General features: G+C 50.0%; 14 protein-coding genes and 1 other RNA gene. 7 read left to right on the plus strand and 8 right to left on the minus strand.

From position 1 onward, the window contains the following. Nucleotides 1–13: 13 nt before the first annotated feature. Entirely contained in the window at nt 14–1,345 is a 1,332-nt protein-coding gene (locus tag B5F77_RS02020) for a hypothetical protein (RefSeq protein ID WP_087326896.1), read from the minus strand. A gap of 371 nt (nt 1,346–1,716) precedes the next feature. Between B5F77_RS02020 and B5F77_RS02025 the strand changes: the two genes are divergently transcribed. Genes B5F77_RS02025 through B5F77_RS02035 form a run of 3 tightly spaced genes read left to right on the plus strand, consistent with a single transcriptional unit; the run spans nt 1,717 to nt 3,725 of the window. Then, nucleotides 1,717–2,208 (plus strand): radical SAM-associated putative lipoprotein, encoded by a 492-nt coding sequence (locus B5F77_RS02025; protein ID WP_087326899.1) that lies wholly within the window; start codon nt 1,717–1,719, stop codon nt 2,206–2,208. Nucleotides 2,209–2,210: 2 nt separating this feature from the next. After that, a complete protein-coding gene (locus tag B5F77_RS02030; RefSeq protein ID WP_087326902.1) occupies nt 2,211–3,290 on the plus strand; it encodes a TIGR04133 family radical SAM/SPASM protein in 1,080 nt (359 codons plus the stop codon). Between the two features lie 3 nt (nt 3,291–3,293). Then, nucleotides 3,294–3,725, plus strand: coding sequence for a radical SAM-associated putative lipoprotein (locus B5F77_RS02035; RefSeq protein ID WP_087326905.1), 432 nt, complete (start codon nt 3,294–3,296; stop codon nt 3,723–3,725). A gap of 3 nt (nt 3,726–3,728) precedes the next feature. Here B5F77_RS02035 and rnpB read toward each other — a convergent pair. Beyond that, nucleotides 3,729–4,101, minus strand: an RNA gene (rnpB, locus tag B5F77_RS02040) — RNase P RNA component class A. A gap of 244 nt (nt 4,102–4,345) precedes the next feature. Between rnpB and B5F77_RS02045 the strand changes: the two genes are divergently transcribed. Next, entirely contained in the window at nt 4,346–6,973 is a 2,628-nt protein-coding gene (locus B5F77_RS02045) for a valine--tRNA ligase (RefSeq protein ID WP_087326907.1), read from the plus strand. A gap of 88 nt (nt 6,974–7,061) precedes the next feature. Here B5F77_RS02045 and B5F77_RS02050 read toward each other — a convergent pair whose 3' ends face one another. The 5 genes from B5F77_RS02050 to B5F77_RS15835 form a co-directional block, all read right to left on the minus strand. Further along, complete coding sequence (locus tag B5F77_RS02050; protein WP_087326912.1) at nt 7,062–7,898, minus strand: OmpA family protein; 837 nt, start codon at nt 7,896–7,898, stop codon at nt 7,062–7,064. Nucleotides 7,899–8,133: 235 nt separating this feature from the next. Then, on the minus strand, nt 8,134–9,915 hold the full coding sequence (locus B5F77_RS02055) for a TonB-dependent receptor (RefSeq protein ID WP_087326915.1): 1,782 nt from the start codon (nt 9,913–9,915) through the stop codon (nt 8,134–8,136). A gap of 13 nt (nt 9,916–9,928) precedes the next feature. After that, the gene (locus B5F77_RS02060) at nt 9,929–12,925 is read right to left on the minus strand and encodes a tetratricopeptide repeat protein (RefSeq protein ID WP_087326918.1); all 2,997 of its coding nucleotides are present in this window, start codon (nt 12,923–12,925) and stop codon (nt 9,929–9,931) included. A 751-nt stretch (nt 12,926–13,676) separates the two neighbouring features. Next, a complete protein-coding gene (gene dusB, locus B5F77_RS02070; RefSeq protein WP_087326924.1) occupies nt 13,677–14,663 on the minus strand; it encodes a tRNA dihydrouridine synthase DusB in 987 nt (328 codons plus the stop codon). Nucleotides 14,664–14,719: 56 nt separating this feature from the next. Then, a complete protein-coding gene (locus B5F77_RS15835; protein WP_204244940.1) occupies nt 14,720–14,881 on the minus strand; it encodes a hypothetical protein in 162 nt (53 codons plus the stop codon). 111 nt (nt 14,882–14,992) lie between these two features. Here B5F77_RS15835 and B5F77_RS02075 point away from each other — a divergent pair, with 111 nt between their 5' ends. The 3 genes from B5F77_RS02075 (at nt 14,993) to B5F77_RS02085 (ending at nt 18,581) form a co-directional block, all read left to right on the plus strand. Then, on the plus strand, nt 14,993–15,352 hold the full coding sequence (locus tag B5F77_RS02075; protein ID WP_087326927.1) for a hypothetical protein: 360 nt from the start codon (nt 14,993–14,995) through the stop codon (nt 15,350–15,352). 135 nt (nt 15,353–15,487) lie between these two features. Beyond that, nucleotides 15,488–17,785 carry a TonB-dependent receptor gene (locus B5F77_RS02080; RefSeq protein ID WP_087326930.1) on the plus strand — a complete coding sequence of 766 codons (2,298 nt, stop codon included), beginning with the start codon at nt 15,488–15,490 and terminating at the stop codon, nt 17,783–17,785. Nucleotides 17,786–17,897: 112 nt separating this feature from the next. Further along, nucleotides 17,898–18,581 (plus strand): DUF554 domain-containing protein, encoded by a 684-nt coding sequence (locus B5F77_RS02085; protein WP_087326933.1) that lies wholly within the window; start codon nt 17,898–17,900, stop codon nt 18,579–18,581. Here the strand turns inward: B5F77_RS02085 and B5F77_RS02090 are convergent. Then, nucleotides 18,576–19,922, minus strand: coding sequence for a TolC family protein (locus B5F77_RS02090; protein ID WP_087326937.1), 1,347 nt, complete (start codon nt 19,920–19,922; stop codon nt 18,576–18,578). The genes B5F77_RS02085 and B5F77_RS02090 overlap by 6 nt on opposite strands. Nucleotides 19,923–19,934 lie beyond the last annotated feature (12 nt).

Genomic DNA, 19,934 nt, shown 5'->3' on the forward strand with positions numbered 1-19,934 from the left:
TGCTAAAGTCATTTTATTTGCTCCAGAACCAGCCGACGTAGGCCACGGCAAGGCTGAATTCGTTTTCACTGTTATATTGTCCGCCGCCTATCTTACGAGTTGTATAATCGGCCTTTACCACCAAGTTGGGCAATGCATACCAGTTCAAACCAGCTGTCCACATGCTTACTTTGTTGCGTAAGTCCATCACATCCCGTCCGGCTCCTTCCTGCTGCGGATTGTAATATTCATAGCGGGCGAACGGATAGATAACCGGTACCTTCGGATTGTCTTTGCAAATGGAACGCAGGTTAAAACCAACCTCGCCTCCGTAGCTGACGGCATGTTTCGCAATCGGCGTGGTGCGTGTATACGGTGAAAGTCCGGATATGGTTGCATTGATTTGCGTTAACATATCTGAATGGCTCAGATTACCATAAATCATATTTGCCCGTGCCGTGACGTATTTGTTCTTATATTGCGCATCTGCCGAATAAATCCACAAAGAGACATTGTCGCCAATGCGGGAATACTCATTCAGTTTATCCGAATTGGCCGCTACATTATTACAATAGTAAACTGAACCACCCACTTTCAAGCCCGGCACACCGTTGTAGTTCAACCGTGCTACGTAGGCAGGCGAAGTGAAGTTATCCGTCTCAAAGATGCCTTGCTTCCCTCCTTGTACCCAATTATTGCGGTCGAAACCATTGGCATTCAACCCGGCTACGACCATGGCTTGATAATTAAAGCTCGTATATTCTTTACCGAACGTACCGAAGAACTCGATACCCGTTTCATGCCAGGTAGAAGGAATGATGCTTGTTTCACCTTCCGGACGGGATGTCCCGAAGAAATTAATAGGCTCGTGATGTTCATTTGTCAGTCCGACGGGCACAATCAAATGTCCTGCACGTACGTTGAACGCCGGATGAATCAAGCGTGTGATATGGAACTGCTCCAGGGCTACTTCGCCACCTTTTTCTACTTCCGTTTCATATTCGCCATTCTCGGTATTCTCGATTTCGTATGCCGTCCCTGTTCCTCCAGCCTCAAATTCGATTTCCGCACCCAATATCCATTTGGAGTTGAACTTATAATCGAAGGCCAACACAAAGCGTGGAATCGAGATTTCATTCCGATGGTCTTTTGCATTTCCGTTAGACGTTCCCCGGAAACGATTAATACCATAGTCCATGAATTTGGCAAGTACCTCGCCATAACCACCCACGCGGAACTTATCGTATCCGCTTGCATAAATCGCTTCGGATTGTTCAGCAGGCGAAAGTTCGCTATGGCTCTCTTGCGCTACCAAAGGTCCTGCCGCACATAAAGATAAAACCAGTAAATTTGCTAATCTTTTCATCTTGTTTTAAAATTTTGGGCAAAGGTAGGCGAGTTGCAAGCGGCAAGCAATCCCCCTAAATGGGTAAAAATGGGGTTCCGTTACCTACATGTAGGTAGTTTGGGGCGAAAAAGGTGGAATTTTATCGTACTAAATCGGGTGATTTATGCCTATAATCGACGATGTTTACCATTATATTATTAATAAAGTATCCCTAAAGATTTTCACATCGTTTATTTTCCTATTTTTGCAGGGCAAACCTGTTTTTGTTTCAGGTGAAGCAGCTTTTTGGTAACCCTTATTCATCTTTATTTGTAGTAGTGGAAAGAAAAGGAAGGGTGGCCTTTCTCGTGCGGTGGAATATATTTAATAATAAAAATAGATAAGTAAGAATGAAGAAGCTAACGACAACACGCGTGCTTTCCGGTCTGCTTGCCTTGCTGGGTTTCTCTGCATGTGATGAAAATGGGGGAGGAATGACGGAAGAATATGGTTCTCCTACCGTAGATTTTCAAATAAAAGGGCAAGTGACGGATGCGGAGGGCAATCCGATTGAAGGTATTCAGGTTATTACAAAGCCTGCGTATGGTGTTTATACCGATGTAACGAATGTAACGAACGGTAGCTGGAAAAAGGCAGATACGACTTATACCGATGCAGAAGGAAACTTTGAGTCGTCTTTATTGCAAAACGTTGCAATGGAAGGCAAACTTCTATTTGAAGATGTAGATGGAGAAGCCAATGGCGGTACTTTCCAAACGGATTCGGCCAGCTTGCAAGAGGCAGAGGCTGTTCAATTGGAAGAAGGGCACGGTTGGTATGACGGACGTTATGAACTGACCCTCAATAAACAACTCACGAAAGAAGAACCTAAACAGGATTGAAGATGGAAAAGATAACGCCCCTTACGTTGCGCCATCGCTTCGGCTTGGAGATTGCTCGCAAGCTGAGGCAAGAGCAGATAAAGGAGCATCCGCTCCGGCAACTTTTCTGGGAATGTACGCTTCGGTGTAACTTGCATTGCCGGCATTGCGGGAGTGATTGCAAGAAAGAGGCGGGGTTTGCGGATATGCCTTTGCAGGATTTCCTCCGTGTGCTCGACCAAGTGGGCGAACGGACCGACCCGCACAAAGTATTTGTCATCTTGACGGGCGGCGAACCGTTGGTGCGCGAGGACTTGGAGGTGTGCGGACGGGCGATTTACGAACGAGGCTTCCCCTGGGGCATGGTGACGAACGGATTGTATCTGACGCGCGACCGGCTGAATCGACTCCGGGCGGCTGGATTGCATACGGCGACGGTCAGTCTCGACGGGTTGGAGGCAGAGCATAATTGGATGCGTGGACGTCCGGAGAGTTTTGAGCGGGCACTTGACGCTATCCGTTTCTTGGTAGAAGCTACGGATGTGATTTTTGATGTGGTCACTTGTGTGAACCGTCGCAATATCGCCCAATTGGAAGCAATCAAGCAGTTACTAATCGATACCGGAGTGAAGCGTTGGCGTGTCTTTACTATCTTCCCGACTGGGCGTGCGGCGAAAGACCCGGCATTACAACTGACGGGCGAGGAGTTTCGCCGTGTGATGGAATTTATCCGCACGACCCGTAAGGAGGGGCATATCCAGCTGTCGTATGGTTGCGAAGGTTTCTTAGGGAATTATGAAGGCGAGGTGCGTGACCATCTGTTCTTTTGCCAGGCAGGCGTCGTGGTGGGTTCGGTGTTGATAGACGGTTCGATATCGGCCTGTCCCAGTATCCGTGCCGATTACCACCAAGGCAATATCTACCAAGATAACTTTATGGATGTTTGGGAGCAACGTTTCCAGCCTTATCGAGACCGGGAATGGATGCGTACCGGCGATTGTGCCACCTGCAAATATTTCCGTTATTGCCTTGGCAACGGTATGCACTTGCGCGACGGAGAAGGAAAACTGATGTTTTGTCATTTAAAACGATTGGAGGAATAACGTATGAAGAGAATCAATCAAGCCATTCATGGCATTCTTTCGGCCCTTTTGGCCCTTTTAGGGTTTGGCTCTTGTGGAATTGTTGAGGATGAATATGGTTCGCCTTACGCAGAATATCAGGTAAAAGGGCAAGTGACGGATGAAGAAGGGAATCCGATTGAAGGCATTCGTGTGACGTTTGAAACGTCTCCGGATACGCTGTATACGGATGCAAATGGTCATTTCGAGTCAAAAGAAATAAGAAACGTAGCAGTCTATGGGAAGATAAAGTTTAAAGACATCGACGGTTCGGCTCATGGCTCTTTCCTTCCCGACTCAGCCGACTTAGCAAACTTAGAGCAGAAGCAAATCGAAAAAGGGGATGGCAATTGGTATGAAGGAAAGTTTGAAATAAATGTACAGCAACAACTGAAATCCTCCCCGGAAGGTAAATAAAAGAAACGCAGTCCGCCTATAAGCCGGGTTCTGTGCCCGGCACCGTAAGGTGCCGGGTGTCTGCCATTTATCTGGTCTTGCCGTCACCGGCAAGCTCGAGCGATCTACCCCTCAGCATCGGACGGGCCGCCCTACATACGCTGATATACATGACCTTGCAACCCATAAGGCGTACGGCTCCCCTTGTTGCCAAGCGGGACGGTGAGCTCTTACCTCGCCTTTTCACCCTTACCGGAGGTTCCCCTCTCCGGCGGTTCTTTTCTGTTACGCTACTCAAACCTTGCGGCCTGCTTCCCGTTAGGAAATATGGTGCCCTGTGTTGCCCGGACTTTCCTCACGCTTCCCGAAGGAAACGAGCGACAGACCGGCGGACTGCGCGGGTGCAAAGATACGCATTTGTTTGGAATCGGCGTTTCATTCCCGCCAAAGAAACGTTGATTTTTGCAATTCTGTGGTGGCACGGCGGCTTTCGTACCTGGTTAGAAACGTGGCTTAGGGGCGGAATGGGTAGCCCAATGCGTTTTCTTCGGTATATTTCGAAGGGCAGAGGATGCGAGTTGACTTTTTATTTACTAATTTTGCGCCGAGAAATTCAGATTGTAATAAATAGAAAACAAAATATGGAATTAGCGAGTAAGTATAATCCTGCCGATGTGGAAGGGAAATGGTACCAGTATTGGCTGGACAACAAACTATTCAGTTCGAAACCCGACGGACGAGAGCCGTACACCATTGTCATCCCGCCGCCCAACGTGACCGGTGTGCTCCACATGGGACACATGCTGAACAATACCATCCAAGATATCCTTGTCCGCCGTGCCCGTATGCAGGGAAAGAATGCTTGCTGGGTGCCGGGCACAGACCACGCCTCGATTGCCACCGAAGCCAAAGTGGTGAACAAGTTGGCGCAAGAGGGCATCAAGAAAACAGACCTGAGCCGCGAAGAGTTCCTGAAGCACGCCTGGGCATGGACGGAGGAACACGGCGGCATCATCTTGAAGCAGCTCCGCAAGTTAGGGGCTTCGTGCGATTGGGACCGCACTGCCTTCACGATGGACGAAACGCGCAGCAAGAGCGTCATCCGCGTCTTTGTGGATTTATATAACAAGGGACTCATCTACCGTGGCGTCCGGATGGTGAATTGGGACCCGAAAGCCCTGACCGCCCTGAGCGACGAGGAGGTTATTTATAAGGAAGAGCATAGCAAACTCTACTATTTGAGATATTATATTGCCGGGGACCCGGAAGGACGTTACGCGGTGGTAGCTACCACTCGCCCGGAAACCATCATGGGTGATACGGCGATGTGTATCAACCCGAACGACCCGAAGAACCAGTGGCTAAGAGGCAAGCAGGTGATTGTCCCGCTGGTGAACCGCGTCATTCCGGTAATCGAAGATGATTACGTGGATATCGAATTTGGTACGGGATGTTTGAAAGTGACTCCGGCACACGACGTGAACGACTACATGCTGGGCGATAAACATAACCTGCAAAGCATCGATATCTTCAACGACAACGGTACGCTGAGCGAAGCTGCCGGACTTTATGTCGGCATGGACCGCTTCGACGTCCGCAAGCAAATCGAGAAGGATTTGGAGGAGGCCGGACTGTTGGAAAAGGTAGAGGCTTACACCAACAAGGTGGGATTCTCGGAACGTACCAACGTGCCCATCGAACCGAAGCTCTCGATGCAGTGGTTCCTCAAGATGCAGCACTTTGCCGACATGGCATTGCCGCCGGTCATGAACGACGAACTGAAGTTCTTCCCGCCGAAGTACAAGAATACGTACCGCAACTGGTTGGAGAACATCAAGGACTGGTGCATCAGCCGCCAGCTCTGGTGGGGACACCGCATCCCGGCTTACTATCTTCCCCAAGGCGGATATGTAGTAGCCGAAACACCGGAAGAGGCACTGAAATTAGCGCAAGAGAAGACCGGAAATGCCGCTTTGACACTTGCTGATTTGCGTCAGGACGAAGACTGCCTTGATACGTGGTTCTCATCATGGCTCTGGCCTATCTCGCTGTTCAATGGCATCCTCGACCCAGACAATGAGGAAATCAAATACTACTACCCGACGAGCGACTTGGTAACGGGTCCGGACATCATCTTCTTCTGGGTGGCACGTATGATTATGGCAGGTTACGAATACAAACACGATATGCCGTTCCGCAACGTGTACTTCACCGGCATCGTGCGCGATAAAATCGGACGCAAGATGTCGAAGTCGTTAGGCAACTCGCCCGACCCGCTGGAACTGATAGAGAAATACGGTGCCGACGGTGTGCGCATGGGTATGATGCTCTCGGCTCCTGCCGGAAACGATATCCTGTTCGACGATGCGCTGTGCGAACAGGGACGTAACTTCAACAACAAAATATGGAACGCCTTCCGTCTGGTGAAGGGATGGAACGTGGCTGACATCGAACAACCGGAATATGCCAAACTCGCCACGGCTTGGTTTGAAGCCATGCTAGCCAAGACTGCAGCCGAGGTGGACGACCTGTTCTCGAAATACCGCCTGAGCGAAGCCCTGATGGTCGTGTACAAACTCTTCTGGGACGAGTTCTCGAGTTGGTATCTGGAGATTATCAAACCGGCATACGGTCAGCCTATCGACCATACTACCTACGAAAAGACCTTGTCGTTCTTCGACACCTTGCTGAAGCTCCTGCATCCGTTCATGCCCTTCATTACCGAAGAGTTGTGGCAGCACATTTACGACCGTCAGCCGGGCGAAAGCATCATGGTACAGACGCTGTCCACGCCGAATACATTCGACGAAGCCATCATCGCGCAGTTTGAAGCGGCTAAAGAGGTCATCAGTGGCGTTCGTACGATTCGCTTGCAGAAGAACATCGCGCAGAAGGAGGCATTGACGTTGGAAGTAGTGGGTACACATCCGCTGGCAGCCTTCGATTCGGTGATTGCCAAACTCTGCAATCTTTCAGCAATCTCGGCGGTGGAGAACAAGGCTGATGGTGCAGCCTCTTTCTTGGTGGGTACGACCGAATATGCCGTTCCGCTGGGTAATCTGATTAATGTAGAGGAAGAGTTGAAGAAGCTCGAAGCCGACTTGAAATACCAAGAGGGATTCCTGCAAAGCGTCCTGAAGAAGCTCGGCAACGAGAAGTTTGTCAGCAAAGCACCGGCCAATGTCATCGAAATGGAACGCAAGAAGCAATCCGATGCCGAGACGAAAATCGCCGCGCTGAAGGAAAGCATCGCCGCATTGCGGAAGTAACCAGCCGCATCATAAAATAAACACAGAGACACCAAATCACGGAGTTATTCTTTGCTCCGTGTCTTGGTGTCTCTGTGTTTTTATTGGCTTAATTCAATATCTTCAGCAGTTCGTCCAGCTTCGGGGCGATGATGATTTCGGTGCGCCGGTTCTTGCTGCGTCCTTCGGCCGTTTCATTGTCGGCTACCGGGAGGAACTCGCCGCGTCCGGAAGGTACGATTTGGAGCGGATTCACGTCGTATTCCTTCGTCAGGATACGGACGACAGAGGTGGCGCGGATGACGCTCAGGTCCCAATTATCCGCGAACCGGGCCGTGTGGATGGGGTTCGTGTCGGTATGTCCCTCGATGTTCACATCTACGTCTCGCTGGGCGTTCAACACTTCAGCCAGTTTTGCCAAAGCCTCTTTGCCACGTGCGTCGACCGTTGCGCTACCCGATTTGAACAGCAATTTGTCCGACATCGCCACGTAAATCTTCCCATTCTCTTCGCGCACGCTCAGCTCGTCGCTGCTGAATCCCATCAGCGCGTTTTTTACGCTCTGCAGGATGCTTTGCACCCGCTCGTTCTGTGCATTTATCATGTCTTGCAGTTGGTTGATCGTCCGCTCGCGCTCGTCCAGTTCCTGCATTTTCTTGGTCAATAGCTCGTTCAGTTTGTCCTGTTCGCCCATGTTCAGGCTCAGCATCTCCTGGTAGTTGCGGATGTTCCGCCGCATGTCGGCTGTGTCGCGTTCCAACTGAGCAAGCCGTGCCGAAAGCGCGTCGTTCGCGTCGCGGCAGTCTACAAGCTGCTGTTTCAACGCCTCTTCACGCTTCAGAGCGTCGAGCCGCCCGTTTTCAGCCAAGAGATATTTCTTCTTCGTTACGCATGACGTCGTGGCGCACATCAACACCGCCAACGCCCAATAACTCATCTTTCTCATATTGTTCTCGTTTGTTATCTTATGAATGAATTTGTCTTATCTTTCCAGCGTCGTGGAGGACGAGGAAAAATTTTTTCCAGCTTGCTGGCACCGTGGCGAACGAGGAAAAATTTTTTCCGGCTTGCTGGCACCGTGGTGAACGTGAAAAAAATTTTTCCAGCTTGCTGACACCGTGGTGAACGCAGAAAAATTTTTTCCACGTTCCCAGTGCCTATTTCTTTGTGTAATGGAAGCCTTAGAAGTTGATATTCACGCCTCCCATGACGCTGATTCCCTGCGCCGGATAACCATAATAGAGTTCGTAATTCTGGTTCAATAGGTTGGTCGCTTTCACGAAGAGGCCAAACGTGTCGTTGAACGTATAAGAGCCGGTGAGGTTCAACTCGTTGATGTTGTCGAGCTTCACAACTTGCGCACCGTTCAATTCCGTATAGCGGTCGGTAGCCAAATGGTAGTTCAGCGAAATGGCCAGCTTGTTGATCGGCTTGACGGTTAGGTCCGCATCCAGTTCCACCTTTGGTTTGCCCCAAGCGTGTTCGATATCTGGTTTGGAAGGCGTCCAATCTGTTTCGTCGTTGAATTCGGCCGTCCAATGGTTGTACACGCCTTTCACGCTGATTTCCAAGAAATCTTGGTAGCTATACTTCAGGTTGGCACCGGCGAAGAACCGCTTGGTGTTCACGAATCTTTCCGCATCCAAGAAGCCGGCAAAACCATTAAAAGAACGCGCGGGGAGGAAGAGGCAATCGTCAGAAGCGATGCGATACCCTGCAAAGACATCAAACCAGAAGCTCTTTGCCACGCCGCTCTTGATGCCGAGCTGGCCGTTGAGCCATTCGCGCGTCGGGGCAATCTCTTCGGTTGGATTTGCGTAGCGGTTTACGAGCGAAGTCTCGTAAGCGCTGTTCGAGTAGAGGCGCCCTTTGGCAGTGAGATAGAGAACGGTACGGTCGGCCACTTCCACATCCGCCTCCACATTCGGGGATGCTGTAAAGGAATCGTCCTCTCCGGTGACGAACATGATGTTTGCCCCCAATTTGACGTTCCAGTTGTCTCCCTTTACCTTATAATAGGGCGATACGATAATCTCCGCATGGTTTTGGAACAGGCACGCGCCGGTGCCCGCGGGATAGACCGGCAGGTTGTAGTTGAAATATTCCACTTGGCCGCTTACGCCCAAACGCTGTTCGCCGTTGAAGCGGGCGTTGAGGTCGAACTTTGCATCGATTGTATGCTCGGTTGGACCATCCAGCTGTTCGTTGAGTCCATATTTATGCGAGAAGTTGATGTAATCTAAATCCACCAGATAGAAAACATCCGCGTCCTCGTGAGCCTCTATACCCGCTTTGACTTGGATGGTTTGATTCACTTGGTTTGTTTCGCGATCAGATTGTGAGATGTACTCATCAGGGTCGTTCGGGCTGTAACCGGATGGAACACCCCAATAATTGAAGCCGGTGTATCGATATTGTGCACCCAGGTTCAGGATGGCTTTTTCGAAAACATGGGCATAGTTTAATCCGCCCCAATTGTCATTTAATTTTGCTTTCGTATCCTTGTCTATTTGATAGTAATAATAGTCATCGACATAATTGGCTTTCCCATTCGTTGAACGGTGCGAGAAGAAGAGATTCAGTTTGTCCTTCTCCGTGCTGAGGATGTGGTAGCCAAAGTCTCCGTCGATATTCAGATGCATGCCGGCACCGAGGTGCAGATAGCCGCGCCGTTTGTTGGCGTCCAATTGCGTCATGATATTGCCCGACGGCAACACCGTGATTTGTTTTTCCGGGTCGGTCGGTAACGTGAAAGGTGAATAATCGATGGTCCGTTTCGTGACTTCCGGTTCCTTGATTTCCGGAAGCGTGTTCACTTTATTGGCATCCTGCACGGTCGGGTCGTATTCCCGTTCGAGCGTCATCTCGCGGTTCAAATCTTTTTTCTTTTCTTGTGCCGAAACCGTAACGGCAGAACCAAGCAAGACCGCTACACAAAGTACTTTTTGATAATTTGTTTTCATCTTTGTCTCCTCCTTACTTTAGTTTAGCCAAACGGCTTTCAATCATTTCATTGATATTATCGTCACCCGTATAGTTCTTCTGCAAGCTATTTAAATAAACCCGCGCTTGACCAGGATCGCCTTTACGGATGTAGATATCCGCCCAGAGGATAAAACCGCGTGCCAGCCAATATTGGTGTGGTGTACCGTTTTGGGCGAAATCCTCCAATACGGCTTCCGCATTCGCGTCGTCGTTCGCGTCGTAGTAGAGCTGTGCCAAAAGATATTTAGCTTCGGCTCCTTCGGCGGTACGGGTATCTTTGCTGAGCAACTTCAGGTCTTCCAGTGCTTTTGATTCCTGCCCAGCTTCCATATAGGCTTTAGCTCGGACGTAGCGCGCTTCGTTGGCGATTTCAGGTGAAATCTTCGGGTTCTTCAAGAGTGAATTAGCTCCCGCGAGTGCCTCTTTCTGGTTACCGACCTTTAAAGCGCAACGCATCGTACCGAGTGCGGCTGCTTCTTGGTTGTCTGGACTTTCTGCTATCTGGCTGAGGCGTTGGAAAGTCTCTAACGCCGCCGCGAAGTCTTCCGTCAAGTATTGAATTTCCGCCTTGCGTGCTGTCGATTCTTCGAGGAACTTGCGGTCGCCGCTATCGATTACCTTTTGGAACATTGGCAGGGCTTCGTCGTACTCCTTCAGGTTGAACGCGATGCTTGCCAAGTAGAAGTTGGCATTGGTACTGAATGCGCCATTCGGGTAGTTTTGCAAATAATTCTGCATACTGCTTCGTGCTTTTTCGTTGTCGCCTCGCATGAAGAGTTTCTCAGCTGCGATGTAGGTCAGCGAGTCTTGCTCATTTATATTAATGTGGATAACTCCGCCTAAAGAGTTAACGTAAGCCACATACGCATCCACGTCGTTCATGTCGATGTAAACCGACTTCAAATCCTGCAATGCTACACGTGCCTCTTCACTTCCCGGATAACGGCTGATAACATCTTTGTATGCCTCGGCCGCCTTTTCTTGCCTGTTCGTATTGTAGTAAATCAACCCCAACTGGATACCTGCTTTACGTGAAAGGCTGCTTTCGGGATATTGGCTAATCAATTGGCGGAAGGTCTTTTCTGCAGCATCATGGTCTTCCAAGAGGACATAACTACGTCCTTTCTCGAACAGCGCGTCATCCACGTAGGGCGACTCCGGATATTCGTGGATAAGCTGATCCATCACGCGGATTTTTCCGCCATAATCTTTTTGCAATCCTAAAACGAATCCCTTTTGGTAGACGGAATAATCGCCTGCCGAAGGAAGAATTTCCGATGCCCGGTTGTAGTTCTCTTCGGCGGCCGCGAACTGGCGGTTTTGGAAGAGGCAATCACCAATACGGTTGAATGCATCCGCATAAGAAGCCGCCGCATGGTTCTTTTCTGTTTCCGTATATTGGCGGAAACGGTTCAGTGCCATATCATATTCTTGCTGCTTGAAGTAACAATAGCCTAAATTATAATAGGAGAGGGCATACATATCCGTCCCACGCTGCTTCGTGTTATTCTGATAGGTGCGGTAATCGGAAATCGCATTCGCATAATCACCCTTGCGATATTGGCATTCACCACGCCAGAAGTAAGCGTCGTTTCGTGCCTCTTCATTATAGGTACCCATTTGAATGGCACGGGTGAAGTATTGGGTGGCCTCGTCGAACTGCTGGTTTGTAAAGGCTTCCGTTCCTAATTGGAACAGGATGTTTTGCTTTGCATCTAATATCTTGAGGCTTGGATGCTGTATTTTTTCGATAGATGCAAGCGCAGCGTGGTAGTTCTTCGTCGTCAGATAGGTTTCCACCAAATAGTCGTTTACTTTGTCGGCATATTTGGAGTTTGGAAAGTCGTTCAGGAAGTCTTCGAAGATTGTTACCGATTCACCAAAGCCTGTAAAGGCGGTTTCATGTATCAACAAAGCGTAGTTGTACATCGCAGCTTCCTTGATTTGTAAATCGTAGGAGGAGGTAGCGGCTGATTCGAATGCCATGCGGGCGTCGTTCTTGTCTCCTTCCTTCAGATAACATTGCCCAAGATACATATAAGCGTTTTGGGTCAGTGCATCGTCTTCGCTCACGACTTGCGAGAAGTTGCTGATGGCTCGGTCGTATTGCTGTTGGTTGAATTGACAAACACCCAATAGGTATAAGTCCCCTCGGAGCGGATGCGCTGCTTCGTCCACATATCGACTGAGCATTTTCAACGCTTTCGTCTGGTTTCCGGTATGATAATAGGCATTTCCTACGAGCCGGTACAACTCGGTATTGTTCGTACTGTTCGGATAGGCGGCAAGGAGCGCTTCGCCCGTTTCGATAGCCTGTTTGTATTTATTTTGAATGAATAGGATTTGGGTAGTGTAATAGGCCGATTGTTCGCGGTATTCCGGTTTGTCTTTCAGCGCGTCGAACTCAACCAATGCCCGGTTGTATTTGCCATTGGCATAATCAATATAGGCGACGTAGTAAGCCGAAGCGTCACGGTACTTGTCTCCTATTTCTTGGATGCGCGCAAAGTAAGCGTATGCTTTGTCCCGTTCGCCTGTTTGCAACAAGGCATAGGCAAGGCGGAACGTGTATGCCTCTTGCTCGTCTGCGCTTAAGAGGTCGACATCGGCCTTGCGCAGCCAGTCGAGCGCTTCTTCATACTCGCCTTTCCCAAAGAGGAAAGAGCCCATCAGGTAGTTCACCACGTCCGTGTGGCGCGAATCCGGGTAGGTGTGCAAGTAGGCTTCCAATTGTTCGCCGGCCGTAGGCAGACCTTGGTTGAAAGCGGCATACGCCAGCATATAATCGGCTTCTTGTATCCAATCCGCGTCGGTCGCATGGTGCTTGTAGGCTTCCAGCTTGTCCATACACCCAGTGTAATTCTTCAGGGCGAACAGCTCTTTGCCTTCTACAAACAAACGCTCCGGGCTGTCGAACTGGTACGAACGTTGCGCGTTCGCCCAATGTGTCCCCAGCACGAGGCATAAAGGAATCAGTATTCTTTTCATTACAGTCCTTGCTTTTAGTAAGTTTATGTTTTCTAAATCGTTCGCAAAGATAGCATCTTTATGCCTTTCCTGAAATAGTAAAGCGAAAAAATCTCTGTCTGATTGTTTCTCATTGTTCTTTTTCCTTGATGAAAAAGAACCAAAAAATCAAGGCTGCGTCTGCTGGGCTACTCGTTCGCTGCACTCCGCTGTTCGCGCCGCAAACTCGCGCTCCGCGCTCAAACAGCGACGCTCTCGGCCGCTTCGTTCCGCTCGCTCGCTTTACGCCCACCAGACAGAGGCCGGTTTAATGGACAATTGACAATGGACAATTGACAATTCATAACGCCTTATGGCTGACCTTTGTTCGCCTTTTGTGTGTCTAAACCTCAATGGACAATTGTCAATTGTCCATTATCCATTGTCAATTATTAATTGGATTGGCCTAACGGAAGCGGCGTAAAGCAAATTCCAAGCGGAGCGAAAAGAAATCTCGGCTGTTTGAGCGAAGCGAGTTTCCGAGATTTCCGCACCGCGCCGCGAATTTGTAGCCGCTGGAGTGTAAGCCTTGACTTTTTGGTTCTTTTGGGTCAAGCCAAAAGAACGGAAACGAACATTATCCAAAAAAGGCTTTTTGCAGCGGTTTTCCCCCTACGCAAAACGCACCCTCCACCGTTTCGTAGCAGTACGAAAGTTTCCCGACGTCGTCGCGGCCGTTTCGTAGCCCTACGCAAAAGGGCAGAGGTCATTTTGCGTAGCTATTTTCCTTCTTTTAGGCTAAATGGAATTGCGCGGGAATGGCGTCCATGATGGTAAAAAGCTCGTCGACCGTATCGGCCCGTAGCATGGCCACGCGCGTTTGGCGGAAATCGGGAATACCTTTAAAGAGGGGCGTGGCGGCCAGGTGCCGGCGGATGTGCAAGATGCCGCGCCGTTCGTCCAACCGCGCTACGCTGTCGCGCACCTGTTGTTTCAATACCTCCAGATACCAATGGAAGGGTTCGGGCGGGAGTGGTTCGCCGGTCTGGAGATAATGCTTCACTTCGCGGAATATCCACGGTCGGCCGAAGCTGGCACGGCCAATCATGATGCCATCCACGCCATATTGCTCGAACCGCTGGGCGCACCCCTCGGCCGAGGTGACGTCGCCATTGCCGATAATCGGGATGCGCATCCGCGGGTTGTCTTTTACGGCGCCAATGAGCGTCCAGTCCGCTTCGCCGGCATACATTTGGGCGCGCGTGCGACCATGGATGGTGAGGGCTGCGATGCCGCAATCCTGCAACTGCTCGGCCAAGTCGACGATGATACGATGGTCTGCATCCCAACCGAGGCGCGTCTTGACCGTCACCGGAATGCGCACGGCGCGCACTACTTCACGAGTAATGTCGAGCAACAAGGGAATGTTGCGCAACATGCCCGCCCCGGCGCCTTTACCCGCTACGCGCTTCACCGGGCAGCCGAAGTTGATATCCAGCACGTCCGGTCCGGCCGCTTCGCAGATACGCGCCGCCTCGACCATCGACGGCACGTCTCGCCCATAGATTTGGATGGCCACGGGGCGTTCCTCGTCTGCCACGACCAGCTTCTGCTGCGTACGGTCCACGCTCCGGATGAGCGCGTCGGCCGATACAAATTCCGTATACACCATGTCCGCTCCGAAGCGTTTACACATCAAGCGGAAAGCCATGTCAGTGACATCTTCCATCGGTGCGAGGAAGACGGGGCGCGTGCCCAAGTCGATATTCCCGATTTTCATATTCCTTCTTTTCTGTCCGATTCATTTTCGGATGCAAAGGTACGGAAATATTTGCATCAACGGAAGAGGACGGCAAAACGGGTGTTTTGCGGATACAGGCGCGTCTCGGTCCATATTTCTTCCGCAATCCGTTCGCATTCTTCTACGCTCATGCCACCTTCCGGTTGGTTCCAATGCCAGGCCATTACCTTCTTTTTCTGTTCTTTTTGTGTCTTCATATATACATTCTTATTTTTGTTCCTGCCCCTAAGACACAAAAAACGGAAAAACCCTTACTCCGGTAGTTATAAATTTTGTTATCTTTGTCCCCGCGAAGAAGCAAATATCGATTGGGTAAGCTGATTAATACATATATACGTTGGATATTGCCCGCCCTTTTCCTGTTTTATTACGGTGGGATTATCTCGTTTACGCACGTTCATGTGGTGAATGGCGTAACGATTGTCCATGCTCATCCCTATAAACAACGCGATGCAGGCGGGCTTCATCATCATTCGTTGCACGAGTTGCAATTATACCATCAGTTATCGGTCGTTTCGCAGGAAGACGACGCCATCCAATCCCTTCGGATTCCCCCTTATTGGCCTCTGTTATTATGTTTGCTGGATGTTGAAAAGCAAGCAGATGCGAAGCAGGCGGATGTTGTCCATTTTTATTTGCGCGCCCCTCCTTGTTGTTCTTTTGCGTGAAAAGCTGAAAAAAGAGTGCTATGTTTCCCTGAAAACATAGGCATCAATCATTTTATTTATAGGCGTATTTCTCCGAAAGTACAGGCGTGCTTCCAAGGAAGTATTTAATATTATTTATCCCAAAAGAAAACAAATATGAACAAGATATTATTGTTATTGGTGAGCCTGAGCTGTATCCTATGGGAAGCAAAGGCTGAAGAGTTGAAGTTGAATCCATCGGATGCGAACGTGTTCGGGCATGTGGTGGATAAGCAATCGGGTGAGCATTTGCCCTACATAAATATATTCCTGCGTGGGACGACGATTGGCACGGTAACAGATGCTACCGGTCATTATGCGATGACGAACTTACCGGAAGGGACCTTTACGATTGTCATGAAATCCATCGGTTATCAAACCATTGAGAAACAAATTGAATTGAAGAAAGGCAAGACGCTTGAGGTGAATTTCGAAGCCGAAGAGGATGCCGTCTCGCTGGATGGCGTGGTGGTATCAGCTAATCGGAATGAAACGACCCGCCGCATGGCTCCCTCGCTGGTAAATGTGTTGGACGCGAAGGTATTCGAGACATCCAATGCTACCTCGCTGGCGGATGGTTTGAATTTCCAACCCGGCGTGCGGGTAGAGAATAATTGCCAGAACTGCGGATTCCAGCAGGTGCGAATCAACGGATTGGAAGGTCCTTATACGCAGATTTTAGTAGATAGCCGTCCGATATTTAGTGCGTTGACGGGCGTATATGGCTTGGAGCAAATTCCGGCCAATATGATAGAGCGCGTGGAGGTAATGCGGGGTGGAGGCTCTGCGCTGTTCGGCGCATCGGCCATTGCCGGTACCATTAATATTATTACCAAGGAACCACTACGTAACTCGGCTCAATTGGCGCACTCGCTGACGATGATTGGAGGGAGTAGTTCGGATAACAACACGACGCTGAACGCCTCATTGGTTACGGACGACCATAAGGCGGGGATTTACCTCTTCGGGCAATCGCGTCATCGTTCCTCGTATGATCATGACGGGGATGGCTTCTCGGAATTGGGACAGATAGATGCGCGTACGGTAGGATTCCGCTCGTATCTGAAGACCAGTAATTATTCGAAGCTGACGTTCGAGTTCCATAATATCAGCGAATATCGTAGGGGAGGAGACCAAATCAATCGTCCGCCGCACGAAGCGTTGGTGGCTGAACAGACCGACCATATTATCAATGGCGGAGGAGTAAAATATGACCTATTCTCTAAGAATATGAAACACCGGCTGAATGTCTATGCCTCTGCCCAGCATACCAAGCGACAGAGTTATTATGGGACGAACCAGAATCCGGATGCTTATGGACATACGACGGATATGACCTTTGTAGGGGGCGCGCAATATTCCTATGAGTGGGATAAATGTCTTTTCCTGCCGGCCACTTTCACTGGAGGTATGGAATATAACTATGATGGGCTGAAGGATGAGATGCTGGGTTATCATCGTATTGTGGACCAGAAGGTACATATCGAGAGCCTTTTCTTACAGAATGAATGGAAGAATGCGCAGTGGAGCTTCCTGATTGGCGGACGTTTTGATAAGCATAACTTGATAGACCATGTCATATTCAGTCCGCGTGCTAACGTGCGTTTCAATCCGACGGAAGACATCAATCTGCGCCTCTCTTATTCCAGTGGTTTCCGGGCTCCGCAGGCATTCGACGAGGACTTGCACGTAGCGGCTGTCGGAGGCGAGGTGTCGATTATTCGTTTGGCTGAGGATTTGAGTGAGGAAAAATCGCAGAGCCTGAGTGCTTCGATTGATTTTTATCGCCGATTAGGTCCTGTCCAGCTTAACCTCTTGGCCGAGGGGTTCTATACCGATTTGCGCGATGTCTTTTATTTGCAAGAGAGCGGGACGGACGAGCAGGGCAATCAGATTATGGAGCGTCGTAACGGTTCGGGAGCACGAGTAATGGGTGTCAATTTAGAAGGTAAAATGGCGTATGCGTGGATGCAACTTCAGGCAGGCGTTACAATCCAGCGGAGCCGTTATAAGGAGGAGATGACGTGGAGCGAAGACCCCAGCATCGCGCCCCAAAAGAAAATGTTCCGTACACCAGACTTTTACGGTTATTTCACCTCTACTTTTACGCCGCTGAAACCTTTAAGCATTTCGCTGACGGGTACCTATACGGGCAGTATGTTGGTGCAACACATGGCTGGATATATTCCGCAAGACCGCGAAGAAACAACGCCCGACTTCTTCGATATGAACCTGAAGGTGGCGTATGATATTCCGATCTTCCGTACGGTAACGTTGCAGGTAAATGCCGGCGTGCAGAATCTGTTTAATGCCTACCAAGATGATTTTGACCAAGGCAAGGACCGCGACTCGAAGTATATCTACGGGCCGGGCTTGCCGCGCAGTTATTTCGTTGGCTGCAAGATCTCTTATTAAGCAGGGAAATTCGCGTTTGCTACCCATGCATGGGGCATGATAGCCCCTTATGCATGGGATATTTTTATATCCTGCGGACAGCAGAATCGGGATTTATCGTTAATTTTGCGGCATGATAGGTACTATAGTAAATACGCTTTGCATCGTGGCGGGCAGTTGCATCGGAAGCGTGGCCAAACGTGCCATCAAGCCCCGCTATCAGTCTGCTCTGTATAACGCATTAGGATTGGCTACCCTTGTGTTGGGGGCGAATGCGGTGGTGACGCACTTGCCGGATAGCTCCTATCCGGTCCTGTTTATTGCCAGCCTGGCATTAGGTTCGTTGGTGGGGACAATATGCGACCTGGACGGACGTTTCAAGCGGTTGGTGAAACGGTTCTCGCGGACGAACTTGGCGGAAGGTCTTTCGACGGGCATCCTGCTCTTTTGTGTAGGCTCTCTTTCGATGGTGGGACCCATCCTGAGCGCACTCTATGGAGATAACACTTATCTTTTTACGAATGCGATGCTCGATTTGGTCTCGTCGGCTATCTTGGCCAGTACCTATGGCATAGGCATGGCACTTGCAGCGCCGGTATTATTTTGTTCGCAGGGGACGATTTATCTGATTACGTCGTTGGCTGGGAATGTCATATCGGAAGCGTTGATGAACGAAATCACCATTGTCGGGGGCGTATTGATTGTCAGTTCCGGCCTTGCCATCCTGCGCATACAGGACTGCAAGACCGTGAACATGCTACCCGCGCTGCTTTTCCCGATTCTCTTTTTCGGAGTGAAACAGCTTTTATCCTTATAAGCTAAGCGGCGTCCCGTTGTAGAAATCCAATATCTTGGTACGGAGGATGAACTCATACTTGGCTTGTGCCTCTTCGGAGAGGCTTTTGGCGTAGTTGGTTTTTGCCTCATTGTATTCGAATACCGAGGATTTTCCTGCCTCGTACCGTTCGCGGGCGTATTGGAAGGCGGTGCGGGTTGCTTCGACCGAACGTCCCGTGGCGCGGTATTTACTCTGGGCAGCCGTCGCATTGTAGTAAGCCTGTTGTATTTCCTTGTAGAGCGCCTTCTTGGTGTTCTCCATCAAGAGTTCCTGGTTATGGATGTTCAGTTTGGCTGTCCGGACGTTATTACGCGTCTGGAACCGGTTGAACAACGGAATCGTGAGTGAGAAGCCTATCGTCTTACGCCCATTTTGGTTCAATTGGTCGGCAAACGAAGGGGATTCAATATCACCCGTATAATAATGGTAGTAACCATTCGAGTAACTGGCCCCGAACGAGAGTTGCGGGAAATAATAGGAGCGTGCTACCTTCAGTTGCTTCTTCTGGCTTTCCAATAGGTATTCTTGTTCCTTGATTTGCGGCTTGAAGGCGACGGCATGCGCATAGATGTCGTCGGGCGGAAGGATGCTGCCGAGGTATTTCTGCACGGCATCGAGCGTATCGGGCGTTTGGACGTCGAACGTTTCACCGGCATGCTCCATCTCCAAGCTCTGGGCCAGATCGAGCAAGGCGAGGCGGACGTTGTTTTCGGCTTCCGTGCGGGATACTTCATCATTGGCCGCTTGCGCTTGGATATCGTAGAGTTGGGAGAGCGGTACTTTTCCGGCCTTTACCATCGCTTGGGTCTTCGTCACCTGTTCTTCGCTATAGGCCAATTGGAGTTCGGCGATGCGTAATAGTTCTTTATTGTAGAGTGCTTGCAAATAATAACCGGCAATCTGGATAGAGAGGTCCTCTTTCGCGCGGTTGAGGTTCTCGATGGCAGCTTGGAGGTTCAATCGCTTGGCGGCAATGTCGCTTGGCGTGCGGAGCCCGTCGAAGATGGGCATCGTGAGCGAGACCGATGCCGAGGTGTTCGATGAGTTCTGGTCTGCAATCACGCCCGTACGGGATGGCGAGCGACCGAAGTCGAAGTTTTGTCCTATCGAGGCATTCAAGTCTGGCAACCAGCTGAATTTACTGGTATGCAGTTCTACTTTGCGCGCTTGATGTTCCACTTCGCGTTGTTTCAGGTCGATGTTATGCGTTAAAGCATAGCGGATACACTCTTCCAAGGTCCATTGCTTGGTTGGCTCTGTCGCGGCGAATCCTGCGAGGCTCGCCCAAAGAAGGCACGTCGTTATAATCGTTGTTTTCATATACTTTGAGGT

The sequence above is a fragment of the Parabacteroides sp. An277 genome, assembly GCF_002159645.1.
Taxonomy (GTDB): domain Bacteria; phylum Bacteroidota; class Bacteroidia; order Bacteroidales; family Tannerellaceae; genus Parabacteroides.